The following is a 16,389-nucleotide window of genomic DNA, read 5'->3' as shown; positions in this document are numbered from 1 at the left end:
ATTATATATGCCGACAATACAGCGGCAGAATGGAGGAGGATATGAACCAGCAGGAACTGATAGCCATGCTTGAACGAATAAGTAAGATCATGGGGCGAAACAAAAACTACTTAATTGAGCTGGACAGTGTTGTGGGAGACAGTGATCTGGGGCTGACCATGACAGATGGATTTCAGGCGGCTTATGATTCTGTTTCAGACGGGACTGAGCCGGATCTGGGCAAGCTTTTGTACAAGGCCGGGAAAACCATGGGAAATAAGGTTCCTTCCACCATGGGGACCTTGATGGCGGCAGGACTGATGCGTGCCGGAAAGGTTTTAAAAGGAAAGACGGAATTGTCCGGTGCGGATGTTGCCGTTTTGTTTGAAGCTTATGAAGCCGGCGTTGCTGATTTGGGCAAGGCAAAAGTAGGAGATAAGACCTTTTTGGATGGATTTCATCCCGGCGTGGAAGTGCTTAAGGCCCAAGTGGAAGCCGGAGCGTCCCTGGAAGAAGCTTTTGGGAAAGCGGCAGAGGCGGCATGGAATGGTTTTGAGCATACCACAACCATGATCGCCGTTCATGGAAGGGCTGCAACCAGAGGAGAGGCCTCCCGCTCCCTAAAGGATCCCGGAGCCGCTGTGGCAGCTCTTATGATGAAAGCAGCTGCAGACAGATAAAGTAAAACCGGAGCAAACAAAAAAATAGTTTGCTCCGGTTTTCATTTGTCAATTTATAGCACTGTGTATTAAAGGCGTAAGTCATATAAAAATTAAGCCTTGTTATTTTATTAGTTCTTCTTTATAATTAATAAACAGTAAGGGGGCTGAAATATGACTTTTCAACAGCGGGTTTTGTCCCATGAATTCCAACTGAATGACACCGATGATTTGATCGTTGACTATATCAATCTCCACAGGAAAGAGATCATGAACTTATCTATACGGAAAATAGCGGAAGATATTTACGTTGCGCCCAATGCCGTCATGAGATTTTCAAAGAAGATAGGATACAGCGGTTTTTCTGAGCTGAAATATGCCTTAAACAATGAGGATGAACCGGAGGCCGGAGATAAGACACTGGTCCATCAGCTCATGGAGCATTTGCCGCAGAATATTGTGAAAACATTGGATACGATTGACGAAAGTGTCATTAAAAAAGTATCCAAAACCTTAATCGAGGCGGACTGCTGTATATTTGCCGGACTGGGTGATTCCTATCATTTTTGCGAAATGATGAAGAATAATCTCCGGTGCTTTGCAAAAAAGGTAGAATGTGAAATTCACATTCATGATATGTTTTACTGTGTGGAGCATGGCAAAAGCAGTGATGTTCTGGTTGTCATAAGCGCCCGGGGAGAACATGAACGGCTGCTGGAGCTGACGCAAAAGGCAAAGGCAAAAGGAATGAAGACAATCAGTATCACTCATTTTAACAAGAATCCACTGGCTGATATGACGGATCTGCAGCTGTTTTTCTGGGGAGAGTACCGGGTTGTGAATGATTATAATGTAACGGACCGGTGTGGCCTGATGGTATTGCTGCGGCTTCTGAGTGAGGATTTCTGGAATACGTATTACATGGTTTAGTTTACTTATGTATGGCAGGTATTGTTTAAATACAATACCTGTTTTTGTGTATTTGTATCATATCTGCTTAAAAACCTGTGTGCAAATTACCAAAATGCAGTTTTATGAAAAATAAGTGCTATAGTGTTCTTAACAAAGAAATAAGGAGGAAGGGTTATGAATCTTCAAGGGGTAACAAATGAAAAATTGATTGCTTTAAACCGCAGCTATAAAAGCAAGGATGAGGCAATCCGTGATTTAATTGAAAAGCTTTATGAAGAAAAAAAGATCCGGTCAAAAGAAGAGTTTTATCAGGCAGTAAAAGAGAGGGAAAGCTTATCCGCCACGGGAATTGATAAGGGAATCGCCATTCCCCATGGAAAAAGCAAGACGGTCAATGATGCGGCCTTTGCATTTGCTTCTGTCAGAGAGCCCATAGACGACTGGGAGAGCTTGGCTCCGGATAACAAAGTGCGATACGTGTTTTTGCTGGCAATTCCCGAGGCAGAGGCCGGAAGCACCCATTTGGAGCTGCTGGCAGAATTAATGACAAAGGTATCGGATCATCGTTATCTGGAACATCTTCTCTCGTCCAAAACCAGCCGGGAGTTTTACACAAATCTTTCTTATGAACCGGTAAAAGCGGAAACTAAAAAGACATATGAAAAAACAATCGTAGCTGTGACAGCCTGCCCGGCAGGAATTGCCCATACCTATATGGCCGCAGAAGCGCTGGTTCAGGCAGGGGAAGAAATGGGAGTTAAGGTTTATGTGGAAAAGCAGGGGGCCAATGGCGTGGAGGGCCGCCACACCGCAGAGCATTTAAAGGAAGCTGATGCTGCAATTTTTGCGGTTGATGTGGCGGTGAAGGATTCCCAGCGTTTTGATCACCTTCCGCTTTATAAAACCAAAGTGTCTGCTCCCCTTAAAGACGCAAAGGGCATTATCAGTGCAGCCTTGGATAAAGCGAAAACCCAGGAAAAAAGGGAGTATACGGGAAGCAGGGAAGAGGATAAACAGAGCTTTGGAAGTGAAGTCAAACAGGCGGTGCTCACAGGAGTATCCTATATCATCCCAATCATTGTTGCAGGCGGTATGATCAATGCGTTCGCAGTATTGATAGCCCAGGGCTTTGGACTGCAGGATCTTTATAACCTGGATAACAGCTGGCTGTGGCTGTTTAGAAAGATGGGAGGCAATACTCTTGGAACACTGATGATCCCAATGCTTTCTGCTTATATGGCTTACTCTCTTGGAGATAAGACGGCGCTGGCTCCCGGATTTGCTGCCGGAATTGCCGCAAATTTGATTAACGGCGGATTTTTATGCGGAATGCTGGGAGGCCTGGTTGCCGGTTATACGGTGAGAGCCTTAAGGAAGTATATCCCTGCAAAAGGTGTATTTTCAGGATTCGTTTCGTTTTGGGTATATCCTGTGTGCAGCACGTTGATTGTTGGAATCGTCATCATTTTCCTCCTTGGAAAACCGGTTGCATGGCTGAATCAGTCTCTGATTCAAGTACTGGGAAGTATGAGCGGATCCAATGCCGGACTTCTTGGCGCCATTATTGGAATTATGGTATCCTTTGATCTTGGCGGTCCGGTAAATAAAGCGGCATATACATTCTGTGTCGGTGCCATGTCAGAAGGGATTTTAATGCCGTATGCAGCATTTGCTTCTATTAAAATGGTATCTGCATTTGCAGTAACCTTTGCAACCCTTGGATTTAAAAAGTATTTTACCCAGGAAGAAAAAGAAGCCGGGATGTCCACCTGGATTCTGGGACTTGCCGGAATCACCGAGGGTGCCATCCCTTTAATGATGGCGGATCCGCTACGGGTGATCTTCTCTTTATGCGCCGGATCTGCAGTAACAGGTGCAATTGTGGCCATGTGTAATATCGGCTTGGATGTACCTGGGGCAGGCATTTTCTCCCTGTTCTTATTAAAGGATGGATTAGGCGGACTTGCCAATGCCGCCATATGGTTCTTTGCGGCTGTATTGGGAGCGGTTATTTCTACAATTCTTCTTGTATTATTAAAAAAGGCAAAATTCGAGAAACAACAGAAAGCATAGAAAAGAAAGGCGGAGAAACGTTTGGCAGATCGTATACATATAGTTCCACATTTTCATTGGGATAGGGAGTGGTATTTTACTGCGGAAGAATCCAGGATCTTACTGGTGCGCGACATGGAAGAGGTTCTCACCATGCTGGAAACCAGAAAGGAATACCCCTGCTTTGTCTTAGATGGACAGACCTCAGTTTTGGAAGATTATTTTTCTGTGAAACCGGAAAATTATGAGCGTGTCAGGAGACTGGTAAAACAGGGAAAGCTGATCATAGGTCCCTGGTATACCCAGACCGATGAGATGGTAGTAGGAGGGGAATCCATAATCCGTAATCTGCTTTATGGCATGATGGACTGTGAAAAGCTGGGGCCGCGTATGGATATTGGGTATCTGCCGGATTCTTTTGGGCAGACAGCCCGGCTGCCGCAGATTTTAAATGGGTTCGGAATCAAACGGTGTATATTTTGGCGCGGGACCTCGGAGCGAATGGGTACGGACAAAACCGAATTTTACTGGGAGGGACCGGACGGATCAAAGGTTCTGGTCCAGCTTCTGCCCCTGGGGTATGCAATCGGAAAATACCTGCCAACAGAGTCGGATGAGCTGAAAACAAGACTGGATAAATACCTTCCGGTATTGGATAAGGGAGCCGCGGCAAATGATATACTCCTTCCTAACGGCCATGACCAGATGCCAATTCAAAAAGATATTTTTCAGGTGATGGAACAGATTAAGAAGCTGTATCCCGAAAGAACGGTTTCCATAGGTCGTTACGAAGAGGTCTTTCGGCGCACAGAGGAATTGGAAGGCTTAGATACGCTTAGGGGAGAATTTCTGGATGGGAAATATATGCGTGTTCACAGAAGTATTTATTCATCCAGAGCTGATTTGAAATCTGCAAATACCAGGATTGAAAACAAAGTAACGAATTTACTGGAGCCCTTGATGAGCATCGCATATAGTCTGGGGATCCCATATGAGCATGGATTAATGGAGCAGCTATGGAAAGAGCTTTTGCAAAACCATGCCCATGATTCCATTGGCTGCTGCTGCAGTGATAAAGTACATCGGGCAATTGGGGACCGTTTCTTTCTTGCGGAAGAACGGGCCGATCAATTAATGGATTTTTACATGCGCCAGATTGTCGACAGCATGGACAGCAGCATATCTGTGGATAAACTTACTGCATTTAATCTCCTTGCGTATGAAAGAACCGAGGTGATAACAGGGGAGGTTATAACCAGGATCCGTAATTTTGAGCTGGAAGATGAAGCAGGCAGGAGGATCCCCTTTGAAATCTGCAGAAAGGAAACCATTGATCCGGGATTGATTGACAGACAGATCGTACACTATGGAAATTATGAACCCTTTGTGAAATACCAGATTGTTTTCCAGGATACCATACCGGCTATGGGATACCGGACCTATTTTTTAAAGGAATCACAAAAAGAGAATCGGAGTGCAGCCGGGGGCACTTTAACGGATGTGATCGAAAACAGATATTATAAGATTGAAGTGTTAAAAAACGGTACTTTGTGTATTACGGATAAGGAGAGGGGAAATACCTATTCGGAAGTCCTTTTGCTGGAAGACGGCAGTGACGATGGGGATGGATACGATTATTCTCCTCTTGAAGAGGATTTTATGGTTACAGGCAAAGACGTTGAGGCAGATGTGAAGATCCACTGCTTAGACCATATGACAAAAGCGGTCATCCGGTATTCCATGCCTGTTCCCAAAAATCTGGAGAGCAGAAAAAAAAGGAGCTGTGATGTTGTACTGGATGTGCTCTGGAATATCACTTTAAAAAAGGATTCCAGGATGATTGAGATTACGGCGGAAGTCCATAATCATGCAAAGGATCACCGCCTTCGGGTGCTGGTCCCCAACGGAATGGGAGCCCAATATTCTATCTGTGACAATCAATTGGGAATCATACGGCGGCCGGTAAAAGACCCTGGGATGGAGGTTTGGGAAAAAGAAAACTGGTCAGAGCGCCCGGATTCCATCTATCCCTTCCTTTCCTACGTACACCCGGAAGGTGACAGGGGAATTGCAGTCCTCACCAATTCTGTACGTGAATATGAGATGACGGGCCGGGAGTATGACACCACGGCAATTACCCTGTTCCGCTGCGTTGGAGTGCTGGGCAAGGAGAATTTATGCCGCCGGCCGGGAAGACCTTCCGGAATTAAGATGGAAACACCGGATTCCCAGATGCAGGGCGTGCAAAGATTTGATTTTGCCCTGACAACCTGGATTCCATGTGCTGCACAACAGGCAAAAGAGTATATCACTCCGGTTGTCACATACAATAAGATGCCATATCATGCCATGAAATTAAATCCAACGGAAATCAGTGTGCCATATCAGTATAGCCTTCTGAAGATAGAGGAAAAACAATTGATCTTAAGTGCACTTAAAAAAGCAGAAAAAGCAGAAGAGCTGATTCTCCGCTGCTATAATCCATCTGACCGCAGCCTTCCGCTCCGCATAGATTCAGACCGGCTGGTCTGGAGTGAGTGCAGGCTGGATGAAAAGAAAATAAGGGAAAGTGCAGACTGCAGTTCTATAGTTGTAGAGCCTGGTCAGATCAGGACCCTTTCGGTAAGGCCGGAAAAATAATAGAGGTTTCAGAAATACAGGAGCAGACAGGAAAGAAACGTATGCTCCTGTATTTTTGTAAATAATAGACGATTTTTGTATTGAAAAATTGGGGAAAACGCAGAAAATTTTAAAATCGGTTGCATCAAACTGCAAACAGTGTTATATTGTGTCTAGTTGAGTACAACTAAATAGCAAAACAGGAAGACGTGTTACTGGTAATGCAGGCAAGATCGGATTGAGCAAAGGGTTATAAGACTGATTATTTTTGTGGTCTTATGACTGAGATAGCTTGATCGGGTCTTTTTTATTTTGTTATTCCGGCCGGATGACAGGATATTATAACACTTGAAAGGGGATTGAAAAATGAATTATAATCAAATAGCCAAAGACATCATAGAAAATGTCGGCGGCTCTGAGAACATAAGGGGGCTTACCCATTGTTTTACCAGGCTAAGGTTTCAGCTAAAGGATTCAAAGAAGGCAAAAAAAGAGATAATTGAACATCTGGAAGGTGTCATTTCCGTAGTGGAAAGCGGCGGTCAGTTCCAGGTCGTGCTTGGTACAAAGGTCACAAAGGTTTACGAAGCCCTCCTTCCTATGGTATCCTTAGAGGAAGATACAGGCAGCAGCGAAGAAAAGGGGTCCATTGGGAACCGGATCCTCATTGCCATTTCCTCCATGTTCACACCCATGGTTCCGGCGATCGCGGCTTCAGGACTTTTAAAAGGTTTACTGACCATTGCCAGAATCACAGCCTCCAATCATGGGATGGATATTACGGTCAACCAGACTTATATCCTGATTATGGCTGCCACAGATGCATTGTTTTATTTCATGCCAATTATTCTCGCCTATACAAGTGCAAAGGTATTTAAGGCAAATGAATTCATTGCAATGGCTCTTGGCGGCACCATGTGCTATCCGGCCGTGGTTTCCCTCATGACCGGAAAAGATGCAGTGAGTATGTTCGGAATTGCCATTACCAAGGCAAGCTATGCGTCATCGGTTATTCCCATTATTATCGGAGTATTTATTCTCGCATATATACAGAAGTTTTTAGAAAAGATAATTCCGGAAGTATTAAAGATCATACTGGTTCCCGGCATATCCCTTTTGATCATGATACCGGCAACTTTTATGGTGTTTGGTCCCATCGGTATCTACATCGGTAATGCCATTAACTTCATTTACACCGGGATGATGAATTTAAGCCCTGCCCTGTGCGGCGCGTTTGTAGGCGGCATGTGGTGTGTGTTCGTTATTTTCGGGGCACACAGGGCCTTGCTTCCCATTGGAATCAATGATGTGGCCCAGTTTGGCCATCAAAACCTGCTGGCTTTTGCCGGCGCGGCGAATTTCTCCCAGGGCGGTGCAGCACTTGGTGTTATGTTAAAAACGAAAAGCAAGGATTTAAAAACAGTTGCAGCTTCCGCGGCCATATCCGCATCTGTCTGCGGAATTACGGAGCCAGCTATTTACGGCTGTAACCTGCGGTTAAAGAGACCTATGATCTATGCCATTATCTGCGGCGCCATAGGAGGTGCCATCATGGGTGTGGGAGGCGTTTACGGTGATTCCTTTGCCAACAATGGAGTGCTTACCTTTGCCACCTATGCGGCTTTTGGAATGAAAACGTTTATTTATTATCTGGTCGGTGTCGGTGTATCCTTCTTTGGCGCCATGGCACTCACCTTCCTTTTTGGATTTGATGATATTACAGCAAAGGCCGGGCAAGCTTCCGGTTCAGGAAAAGCATCTTCAGGCGCAGCAGCGGAAGAAATGGCTGAGTCACAGGATGTTTTGGAGATCACTTCCAGCGCAGACATACTGATCAGCTCGCCGGTAGAAGGCCTGGCAGTTCCCATGACATCGGTAAACGATGAGGTTTTTTCTTCCATGGCCCTGGGAAACGGAATTGCCATTGTCCCGGAAAAAGGGGAAGTCGTGGCTCCGGAAGACTGTACCGTGACCCTGGTTTATCCGACCCTTCATGCACTGGGGCTTATGCTGGATAACGGAGCTGAAATGATCATTCATGTGGGGATCAATACGGTCCGGCTGGAAGGGAAGCATTTTGAGAAATTTGCGGAAGAAGGCGCCCATGTGAAAAAGGGGACCAGGCTTCTGACCTTTGACTTGGATGCCTTAAAAAAGGAAGGATTTGATACGGTTGTTCCCATCATCATCAGCAATACAGCTGCCTTCCGTGAGGTGACCGGAATTACCGGAGCCGGGGCTTCTGTGGAAAAGCCGGTGATCGCAATTAAAAATAATCAGTAAAGGAAGATAGATATGGAAGTAAGGAAAGCAAATTTTCCGAAGAATTTCTTGTGGGGAGCCTCCTCTTCCGCATTTCAGATCGAAGGCGGCTGGGATGAAGGGGGAAAGGGGCTGACAGTTGCAGATGTAAACTCCTTTAAGCGTTCGGATATCCAGGCTGACAGTAAGGTTGCCAGTGATTTCTACCATCATTGGAAAGAAGATATCCGTCTGATGAAGGAGCTGGGACTGCAGATTTACCGGTTCTCCATTTCCTGGGCCAGGATCGTGCCTGATGGGGATGGGGAGATAAACCAGTCAGGGATTGATTTCTATAATCAAGTCATTGACTGCTTGCTGGAACAGGGGATTGAACCCTTCATTACCTTATATCACTTTGACCTTCCCTATGCCCTTGTTGAGAAATATAACGGCTGGGAGTCCAGGGATTGCGTGAAAGCCTTTGAACGTTATGCAGGCATATGCTTTAAAGCCTTTGGTGACAGAGTCACCTACTGGCAGGTCCACAACGAGCAGAATCTCATGGTAAGGGTGAATGAACGGGTGAACATTACCGCGTTGGATTCATGGGAGGCCGACCGCCAGAGGGCCCAGATGGATTACCACATGTTTCTGGCTCATGCCTTGGCGGTGAAAGCCTGCCACTGCCTCATTCCAAACGGAAAAATCGGCCCCGCAGTATCCTCCACCTGTACTTATCCGGAAAGCAATAAGCCGGAAGACGTATGGGCGGCCAGGCTGAATGACTGGTTTAAGACGGATTATTGCCTGGATATGCATTATTACGGCCGTTACCCCGGCTATTACATGGCTTATCTGGAGGAAAGGAACATTGTCCCGGTTATGGAGCCGGAAGACGAGGAAATTTTAAAGGGCGCGAAGATGGATTTTATTGCCCTGAATTATTACCGTACCTTATGTGTCCGGTATCTTCCGGCAGATGAGAAGCATCCGGCGGGAGAGAGAGCATTCCCCATCAATGAAGTGGATTTTGACCAGTATGGTTATTTTCATCATATTAAAAACGAACATCTGGCTTCCAGCGAATATGGAGCCCAGATCGATCCCCTGGGCCTTCGGACCGTATTAAATAATTATTATCAGAAATACCATCTTCCACTCATTGTTACGGAAAACGGCCTGGGAGCCGCCGATACCCTGACAGTGGACGGAAAAGTCCATGATGAGTACCGGATCGGCTACTTAAGAGCTCATATCCAGGCATTAAGCCAGGCAATAGAGGATGGGGTCCAGGTCATGGGATATTCTCCATGGTCCTTTATGGATTTGTTAAGCTCCCACGAGGGCTTTCGAAAGCGGTATGGTTTTGTTTATGTCAATCGGGATGACCAGGACTTAAAAGATATGGACCGCGTCAAAAAAGACAGTTATTTCTGGTACAAGCGGGTGATTGAAACCAATGGAGATGAACTCTGAGTCATATAACTGGCTCATAACTCCTGGGAGCAGCCGCCAAAGTCAGGCAGGTGTGACTTTGGTTCGCTGCTTTCGTGAGAATAACAGAAATGGGGTTGGGTTATGAGGGTTGTAAAAGTAATGAATAATTCCCTGCTGCTGGCACTTGACGACAGCGGCAGGGAAGTGATCCTGATGGGCAAAGGAATTGGATTTAATAAGTCCATTGGACATCACTTAAAAAGTGAAGACATTGAAAAGGTATTTGTCTTAAAGGACCGGTCAATTTCCAAGAATATCATCCGGCTTGCATCGGAAATAGACAGCACCTATTTTGAACTGGCCAAACAGGTCATTGATTTTGCCATTGATACTTATGGAATGGTGCTGATGGAACATATTTATCTGGGGCTTACGGACCATTTATCTTTTGCTGTAAAAAGAAACAATGAGGGGATTTTAATACAAAATTTTTATACACAGACATTAAAAAGGTTTAATCCAAAGGAATACCAGGTGGGCTTATATGCCCTGCAGCTTGTGAGGGAGCGGCTGAAAGTGGAGCTGCCGGAGGATGAGGCCGGAAACATTGCATTTCATTTTATCAATGCCCAGACAAATAACTCTGACAGTATGGATAACCAGAAAATATTTGAAACAGTCAAGGGCATTTTAGATATTGTAAAATATAATTTCTCCATTCTCTACGATGAAGACGGCATCGGCTATACCCGGTTTGTGACCCATCTGCGCCTCTTTGCACAAAGGCTTGTAAATGGAAACCAGGATCTCTATGATTATGAAGATTCCTTCTACACACATGTGCTTGAGAGCTGTCCAAGGGAATATGAATGCGTGAAAAAGATCGGCATTTTTATTATGGAAAAATTTGATTCCAATCTGTCTAAGCAGGAAGAAATGTACCTAGCCGTCCACATTCACAGGATTTTGGAAGAATATGCTCAGAGGAAGATGACATGAAACAACAGACTTTAAAGGAACTGACTTTTACCCGCAGACAGGAAATCCATTACCTTGCCATGGTATCCCTTTTCTGGTTTGCCCAATATGTGTATATTCCGTATCAGACCACTTTTTTGACTGCAGTTGGAGCCGGCAGCGCATTTACCGGAATGATTGTTGGAGCCTATGGAATTTCCCAATTGCTATTAAGATTTCCCATAGGGCTTTGTGCGGATTCCGTTGGCAGGCATAAATATTTTATTATGGCAGGAGCTCTTGCATCAGGAACGGCCTCTGTTTTCCGGGTATTCTGGTGCAATGGCACCGGTTTTCTGGTGGCCAATCTTTTCTCCGGACTGGCTTCCGCCATGTGGATCTCTTTTATGGTGTTTTACACCAGCCATTTTTCCGCCAGGGATCAGCAGGCGGCCACCAGCCGGATCGTGCTGTTCAACAATTTTGGAATGCTTCTCGGTTTCTTATGCAGTGCGGTAAGTTATCAACGGATAGGCATGGCCGGGATCTGTATATTGAGCATCTTTGCAGGCCTTTTGGCTTTTCTCCTTTCAGCAGGGATTAAAGAAACGGATGTCCATCCCGGCATGCATAAAACCAGGGAACTGCTTTCTGTTTGTAAAAATAAACGTTTATGGATGTTTTCTTTTGCAGCCCTGATCCAGCAGGGGATCCAGCTGACCACTGCCATGTCATTTACAAACCAGATATTAAAATCATTGGGAGCGTCCAATGGGATCGTAGGGATTTCCTCAGTCGTCTATATGATGTCGGCAGTAGGGTTTGCGGCCTTTGCAGCTTCCGGCATCTGCAGCTCCAGGGGGCCAAGGTTCTGGATCCCTCTGGTATTTGGAGTTGTGGCCTTATATTGTGTGCTGGTTCCGGCTGCAGGGAGCATCCCTGTGCTTTTGCTGCTGCAGATTTTACCGGGGATGTCCACCGGTATCTTGTTTTCTTTTGCAACCTCTGAAGCAATGGAGGAGATTCCGGCAGAAAGTAAATCCACTGCCATGGGACTGTTTCAGGCCGTATATGCGTTAGGAATGACCACATTCCCTGTTTTTACAGGGGCACTGGCCTCTGGTAAGGGAATGGAGACCGGTTATGTGCTTCTGGGTGGGATAGCCTGCCTGGGAGGCATTGTGGTGGCTTTGTTTTATAAAAGAAATGCTGCCGATCATGGGATCGGCAGCTAAAGCTTTTTTATTCTTCAATTAACCCGCTCATCAAATTGCGGCTATTCTTTGAAACATTTTGTATACGTCTATTTGCCCGTACCCCCAGATATTATTGGGATAAGTATAGGCGTCGCTTCGATATGCCCCCCGCATCATCATGTGATTGATCTGGAGCCCTGTGACGGCTGTGTGATTTCCTTTGCAGAACCCCCATTCCAGGACCATGGCTGCTGCTCCGGCTGCGTGGGCCGCCGCCGCACCGGTACCTGTAATACTTCCATACAGGCCTCCGGGGAGGGCACAGGGAATGTGGTAGCCGGGAGCAGCAACATCGGGAACGATCTCACCCAATCGGGAATAACCTCTTCCGGATTCTTCCAGAATGCTGTCGTCAAACTGGTTATAGGCAGCAACTGTCAGAGGATTTCGGGCATTTCCGGGGGCTGTTATGGTGGTGTCCGGGCTTGAGTGGTAAAAATATGTTTCGTTTGAGATCAAATTTCCTGACGGAAGCCAGGCATGAAAGGAAAAAGGCTCGCTTTCAATGCTGGAAACCTGAAAATACCAGATTCCGTGTGTGGGATTGTCAAAACGCACTAAGATGAGCTGATCCCCGGTAGATCCCTCCAAAAGGCTGTTGTTGATCCAAATGGTAGTTTGGCCAAAGGAAAGGTTGAATTTTTGGCAGTCCCTGGAAGAAGGAGGTATGCTTCGAACGATTTCCCGGTTGGGTGAGAAAATTTCGATGGTTATTTTACCGGGAGGAAAGGGCCAGATTTCCATGGAGAATTTTTTGTCGTTTTTTCCTATTTTTAAATTAAAATCATTACAATAGGGCGATGCTGCTGACTGATAGAAATAGTGTCTGCGGTTCTTTCCTTCATTTCCTGCCGCCACTGATACGTTGATTTTTGGAAGCTGTACGATCTGATCCAAGTAGGAGCTGAGGGCACCCTGCCCGCCATGGCCACCCTGGCTGCTTCCCAAGGCAATGCATATGACGATAGGGTGGTCTGTTTTTTGTGCAACGGAGAGAAGATAACGGATTCCCAGCATAATATCTGATTCCTGGTAGCACAGGGAGTTTTCCGGAACAAAGAACAGTTTTTTTAAATTCTGTTTTGCTTCTTTTAATTTTACGACCACAAGCTCTGTCTGGGGAACAACGCCGGTAAAGGATTGTTTTTCATTAGCAGCACCGGAGGCAATGCTGGCGATTGCTGTGCCGTGTCCATTGGTGTCTTTCGTAGGAACAATGGACAGAGGATCGTATGATCTCAACGCAGTATTTATGTGATTTTTGCTGTATTCCGAGCCGAAACTAAAATCTTCCGGAGGCCTGCCGCTTTGGTCGGTCTGATCCCATATGGATAGAATGCGGGTGGTGCCGTCATAATTTTTAAATGCAGGATGCTGGTAGTCAATGCCGGTATCTATGATGCCGATGAGCACCCCCAGCCCCATAAGGCTTAAATGGGGATGTTTGCGGGTATTGCAGATGCCTGATCTTTCAATGCTTACCTTAGAGGCAAGAGTGAAAAGAGAGGGGAAATTATCGTAAGGATACAGGCCTAAATCGCAGGCATCCATATTATTTTTCTGTATATGAATCAAAGAATAATTGTCATTTAAAACAGTAATATTATCCCTGTCAAAACGGGGAACCAAAGAGTTGCTTACAATCAAATCATAATATTCATTATCAAATATTTTATTCATGAGAAAGCCCCCAACCTGCTACTTTAGACGCAGTATATATTTATCTTATGCATGGATATGGGGGTTCATGAAAGGTTATCAGCCTTTGGGAAGCTCCAGGTCCTTAAAAGAGTTGAAGAAAACCGTATGTTCTGTATCAAACCGCTTTTCGTGATAGGGGCTGGGGGTGCAGTCTTCCCTGGGGTAGCCCATGGGAAGCAGTACCACAGGAATTAAATGTTCCGGGATGTCAAAAGCCGCACAGATGGCTGCGGGATCAAAATGACCAACCCAGGTACTGCCTAATCCCAACTCAGATGCTTCAAGCATCATTTGTGTGGCTACAATGCCGGCGTCAATGTCTCCCATGTCCTTATTATCGTAAGATCTCTTCCAGCTGACCGTGGAATCATAGCATACCAGCAGAGCCAGAGGGGCATGAAAATGATAAGGAGTGCAGGGTTTTAATTTGGTGAGATTTTCCGCGCTGTCAATGACAAGGATCCGCTGGGGCTGAAAATTCACTGCAGTAGGAGCGACCCTTCCGGCTTCCAGGATCAGATCCAACTTTTCCTTTTCTATTTTGCGGTCGCTGAATTTCCTGACGGAGTAACGTTCTTTTGCCAATTGTAAAAATTCCATAACAACATCTCCTTCTGTTTTTTTATATCCTTACTATAGCATAAAAGGGAAGCAGAGCAAAGTGTCCAGTGATTTTTCAGTCACTTTCTACAGGAGGGGATTCTTTCGGGGGCTCTTTACCATGAAAAAAGACGGAACCAATCCATAGGACTGTCCGTCTTTTTATGATATACATTTAGCTGAGAGGAGTAGCTTTTCCTGTCCCTTCGTCATACTGAAAAGCCACGCTGCTGGTGTTATAATCAAACAAATAAGAGGCAACATAAATCAGGGTGTTATCAGGCTGGCGCTTATATGCCCTGACCGTATAATAATTCTTCCCGTCTATTTTAGATAATCCAGGTGATGCGATATATTCATAAGATTCCACGGTTTCCGGCAGACCTAGCTTTTCCTGGCTCTGGGCGCGGACTGTTTCCTCTGCCTGTTCAATGGTATTGGTGGCTTTCGGCTGTTTTTCAAAATCCGCAATTATCTTTTTCTGCTGCTTCCACTGGTCTTTAAAAAAGGTGTTCCAGGGCTTGTCTTCCTTACATGTAGTTACCGTATAGCTGTCAGCTTCAGATTCCAGGGTAATGGAAAGGTAGGAAGAGGAGTCTTTGGAGGGACCGGCAAGTCTGTAGATCTCTGTGCCGGCTTTTTCAGTTTCTTCTGTGGAAGTCTGTTCTTCCTGAAGGGATTTGTCCGTTACATCAATGAAATTTTTTACTCCCTCTAAATAGTCCTTGTAGCTTTTTAAATCAGCAGAGGTGTCTTCTACATGAAAGTACTTGTACCGGTCCTCCGGGCCGGCTGCTTGTGTGGAGGAAGGAGCAGAAGATTCTCTGGCTTTTTGTGTCTGGTCATCGGTTTCTTTTGTTTCCGTTTCCTGGACGGCTTCAACAGCCGGCTGCTTTTCAAAATCACGTTTTCCCACGACTTCCGTTACGGAAGAAATTCCTTCATCTTTTGAAAAGTAATAGGAGGGCGCCTGCTGCACCTGTTCTTTCGTGGTATCCTTCTTTTTTGCGGTGAGCAAAATGATGGCCTGGGCAGATCCTATAATCATGATCATCAGAGCCGCTACCAGCAAAACCAGGACCCTTTTATTTTTAGGCAATAGGCTTTTCCCTTTGGCTTTTGGAGCTTTTGCTGGTTTTGCCTTCACTTTTTTGGCCTTTGCGGCCTTTACTTTTTGGGGTTTTGTCTTGGGAGCTTTCTCTTTTTTGTTTTTTATAAATTTTGGCATAATGATCATCCTTGTGTATTTACTGATGCGGAATACAGATCAAATGGCTGCTTAACATCGCTATCCATATATCGGTTAATTCCTTTAGAAAAATAAGGATTTGGAATAAAATTGATTTTGTTTACACGGCAAGAAGCTTTTTTGCAGTTCCCATAATCACTTTATCAACAAATTCGGCCACTTCTTCCTTAGGCTGCTGCATATCCGTATCAAGCCATTGTTTTAGAACGCCCGTCAGCCCGTAGGTAATGAATTCAAGGTAATAATTTAAGGTCACTTCCTTTGCATCAGGATACTGTTCTTTGATGATTGCCGTACCGTTTTTTAAGACCAGGGTATGGAAACGGTTTACGAAATCATTGGAGGAGCTGTTCTCAAACAGGATCTTACATATCTTTTTATTCTCCTCAATATAATGAATGATTGGGATGACAACGGGCAGGAGCGAGTCCTTTTTAAAAGCATAGCGGCGGTTGCTGACCATATCCTGAAAATCATTTAAGACTTCAGATTCCATCTCCTGCAGCAGGCTGTATGTGTCGGCGTAGTGAAGATAAAAAGTACCCCGGTTTAAATCAGCCAGTTCCGTGATGTCTTTTACGGAAATATTCTTAAAATCTTTCTTTTCCATGAGTTCAAGAAGGCTCTCCTTTAACAGCTTCTGGGTTTTTCGGATGCGTCGATCCTGTTTTTGTGTTTCCATATCATTCCTCCAATTGTGATTCTATGCTTGCTTCTCATTTCA

Annotated in this window: 12 protein-coding genes; 8 read left to right on the top strand and 4 right to left on the bottom strand. The window is 45.3% G+C overall.

Annotation, left to right across the window (positions count from 1 at the left end):
* Window positions 1-41 precede the first annotated feature (41 nt).
* From K401_RS0126030 to K401_RS0125995, 8 genes are all read left to right on the top strand, one after another.
* On the top strand, window positions 42-659 hold the full coding sequence (locus K401_RS0126030) for a dihydroxyacetone kinase family protein (protein WP_024295697.1): 618 nt from the start codon (window positions 42-44) through the stop codon (window positions 657-659).
* 153 nt (window positions 660-812) lie between these two features.
* Window positions 813-1,568 carry a MurR/RpiR family transcriptional regulator gene (locus K401_RS0126025; protein WP_024295696.1) on the top strand — a complete coding sequence of 252 codons (756 nt, stop codon included), beginning with the start codon at window positions 813-815 and terminating at the stop codon, window positions 1,566-1,568.
* A 156-nt stretch (window positions 1,569-1,724) separates the two neighbouring features.
* Entirely contained in the window at window positions 1,725-3,623 is a 1,899-nt protein-coding gene (gene mngA, locus K401_RS0126020) for a PTS 2-O-a-mannosyl-D-glycerate transporter subunit IIABC (RefSeq protein ID WP_024295695.1), read from the top strand.
* 21 nt (window positions 3,624-3,644) lie between these two features.
* Window positions 3,645-6,242 (top strand): mannosylglycerate hydrolase, encoded by a 2,598-nt coding sequence (mngB, locus tag K401_RS0126015; RefSeq protein ID WP_024295694.1) that lies wholly within the window; start codon window positions 3,645-3,647, stop codon window positions 6,240-6,242.
* Between the two features lie 345 nt (window positions 6,243-6,587).
* Complete coding sequence (locus tag K401_RS0126010) at window positions 6,588-8,504, top strand: beta-glucoside-specific PTS transporter subunit IIABC (RefSeq protein ID WP_024295693.1); 1,917 nt, start codon at window positions 6,588-6,590, stop codon at window positions 8,502-8,504.
* A 12-nt stretch (window positions 8,505-8,516) separates the two neighbouring features.
* The gene (locus tag K401_RS0126005; RefSeq protein WP_024295692.1) at window positions 8,517-9,941 is read left to right on the top strand and encodes a glycoside hydrolase family 1 protein; all 1,425 of its coding nucleotides are present in this window, start codon (window positions 8,517-8,519) and stop codon (window positions 9,939-9,941) included.
* A 102-nt stretch (window positions 9,942-10,043) separates the two neighbouring features.
* Window positions 10,044-10,901: a PRD domain-containing protein gene (locus tag K401_RS0126000; RefSeq protein ID WP_024295691.1), complete on the top strand. Its 858-nt coding sequence runs from the start codon at window positions 10,044-10,046 to the stop codon at window positions 10,899-10,901.
* Window positions 10,898-12,094 carry an MFS transporter gene (locus tag K401_RS0125995; protein WP_024295690.1) on the top strand — a complete coding sequence of 399 codons (1,197 nt, stop codon included), beginning with the start codon at window positions 10,898-10,900 and terminating at the stop codon, window positions 12,092-12,094. The genes K401_RS0126000 and K401_RS0125995 overlap by 4 nt, the downstream gene beginning before the upstream one ends.
* A 30-nt stretch (window positions 12,095-12,124) precedes the next feature.
* Here the strand turns inward: K401_RS0125995 and K401_RS0125990 are convergent, their stop codons facing one another.
* From K401_RS0125990 to K401_RS0125975, 4 genes are all read right to left on the bottom strand, one after another.
* Window positions 12,125-13,795 (bottom strand): S8 family peptidase, encoded by a 1,671-nt coding sequence (locus tag K401_RS0125990; protein WP_024295689.1) that lies wholly within the window; start codon window positions 13,793-13,795, stop codon window positions 12,125-12,127.
* Between the two features lie 78 nt (window positions 13,796-13,873).
* On the bottom strand, window positions 13,874-14,416 hold the full coding sequence (locus K401_RS0125985) for a nitroreductase family protein (RefSeq protein ID WP_024295688.1): 543 nt from the start codon (window positions 14,414-14,416) through the stop codon (window positions 13,874-13,876).
* A 175-nt stretch (window positions 14,417-14,591) separates the two neighbouring features.
* Window positions 14,592-15,644: a hypothetical protein gene (locus K401_RS0125980; protein WP_024295687.1), complete on the bottom strand. Its 1,053-nt coding sequence runs from the start codon at window positions 15,642-15,644 to the stop codon at window positions 14,592-14,594.
* A 121-nt stretch (window positions 15,645-15,765) separates the two neighbouring features.
* Window positions 15,766-16,347, bottom strand: a complete 582-nt coding sequence (locus K401_RS0125975) for a TetR/AcrR family transcriptional regulator (protein ID WP_024295686.1) — start codon at window positions 16,345-16,347, stop codon at window positions 15,766-15,768.
* Window positions 16,348-16,389: the final 42 nt, after the last annotated feature.

Origin of the sequence: Lacrimispora indolis DSM 755, assembly GCF_000526995.1 — a bacterium.
GTDB classification, from domain to species: Bacteria; Bacillota; Clostridia; order Lachnospirales; family Lachnospiraceae; genus Lacrimispora; species Lacrimispora indolis.
The sequence above is the reverse complement of the archived record's forward strand: the minus strand, read 5'-3'. Positions and strand labels throughout refer to the sequence as shown.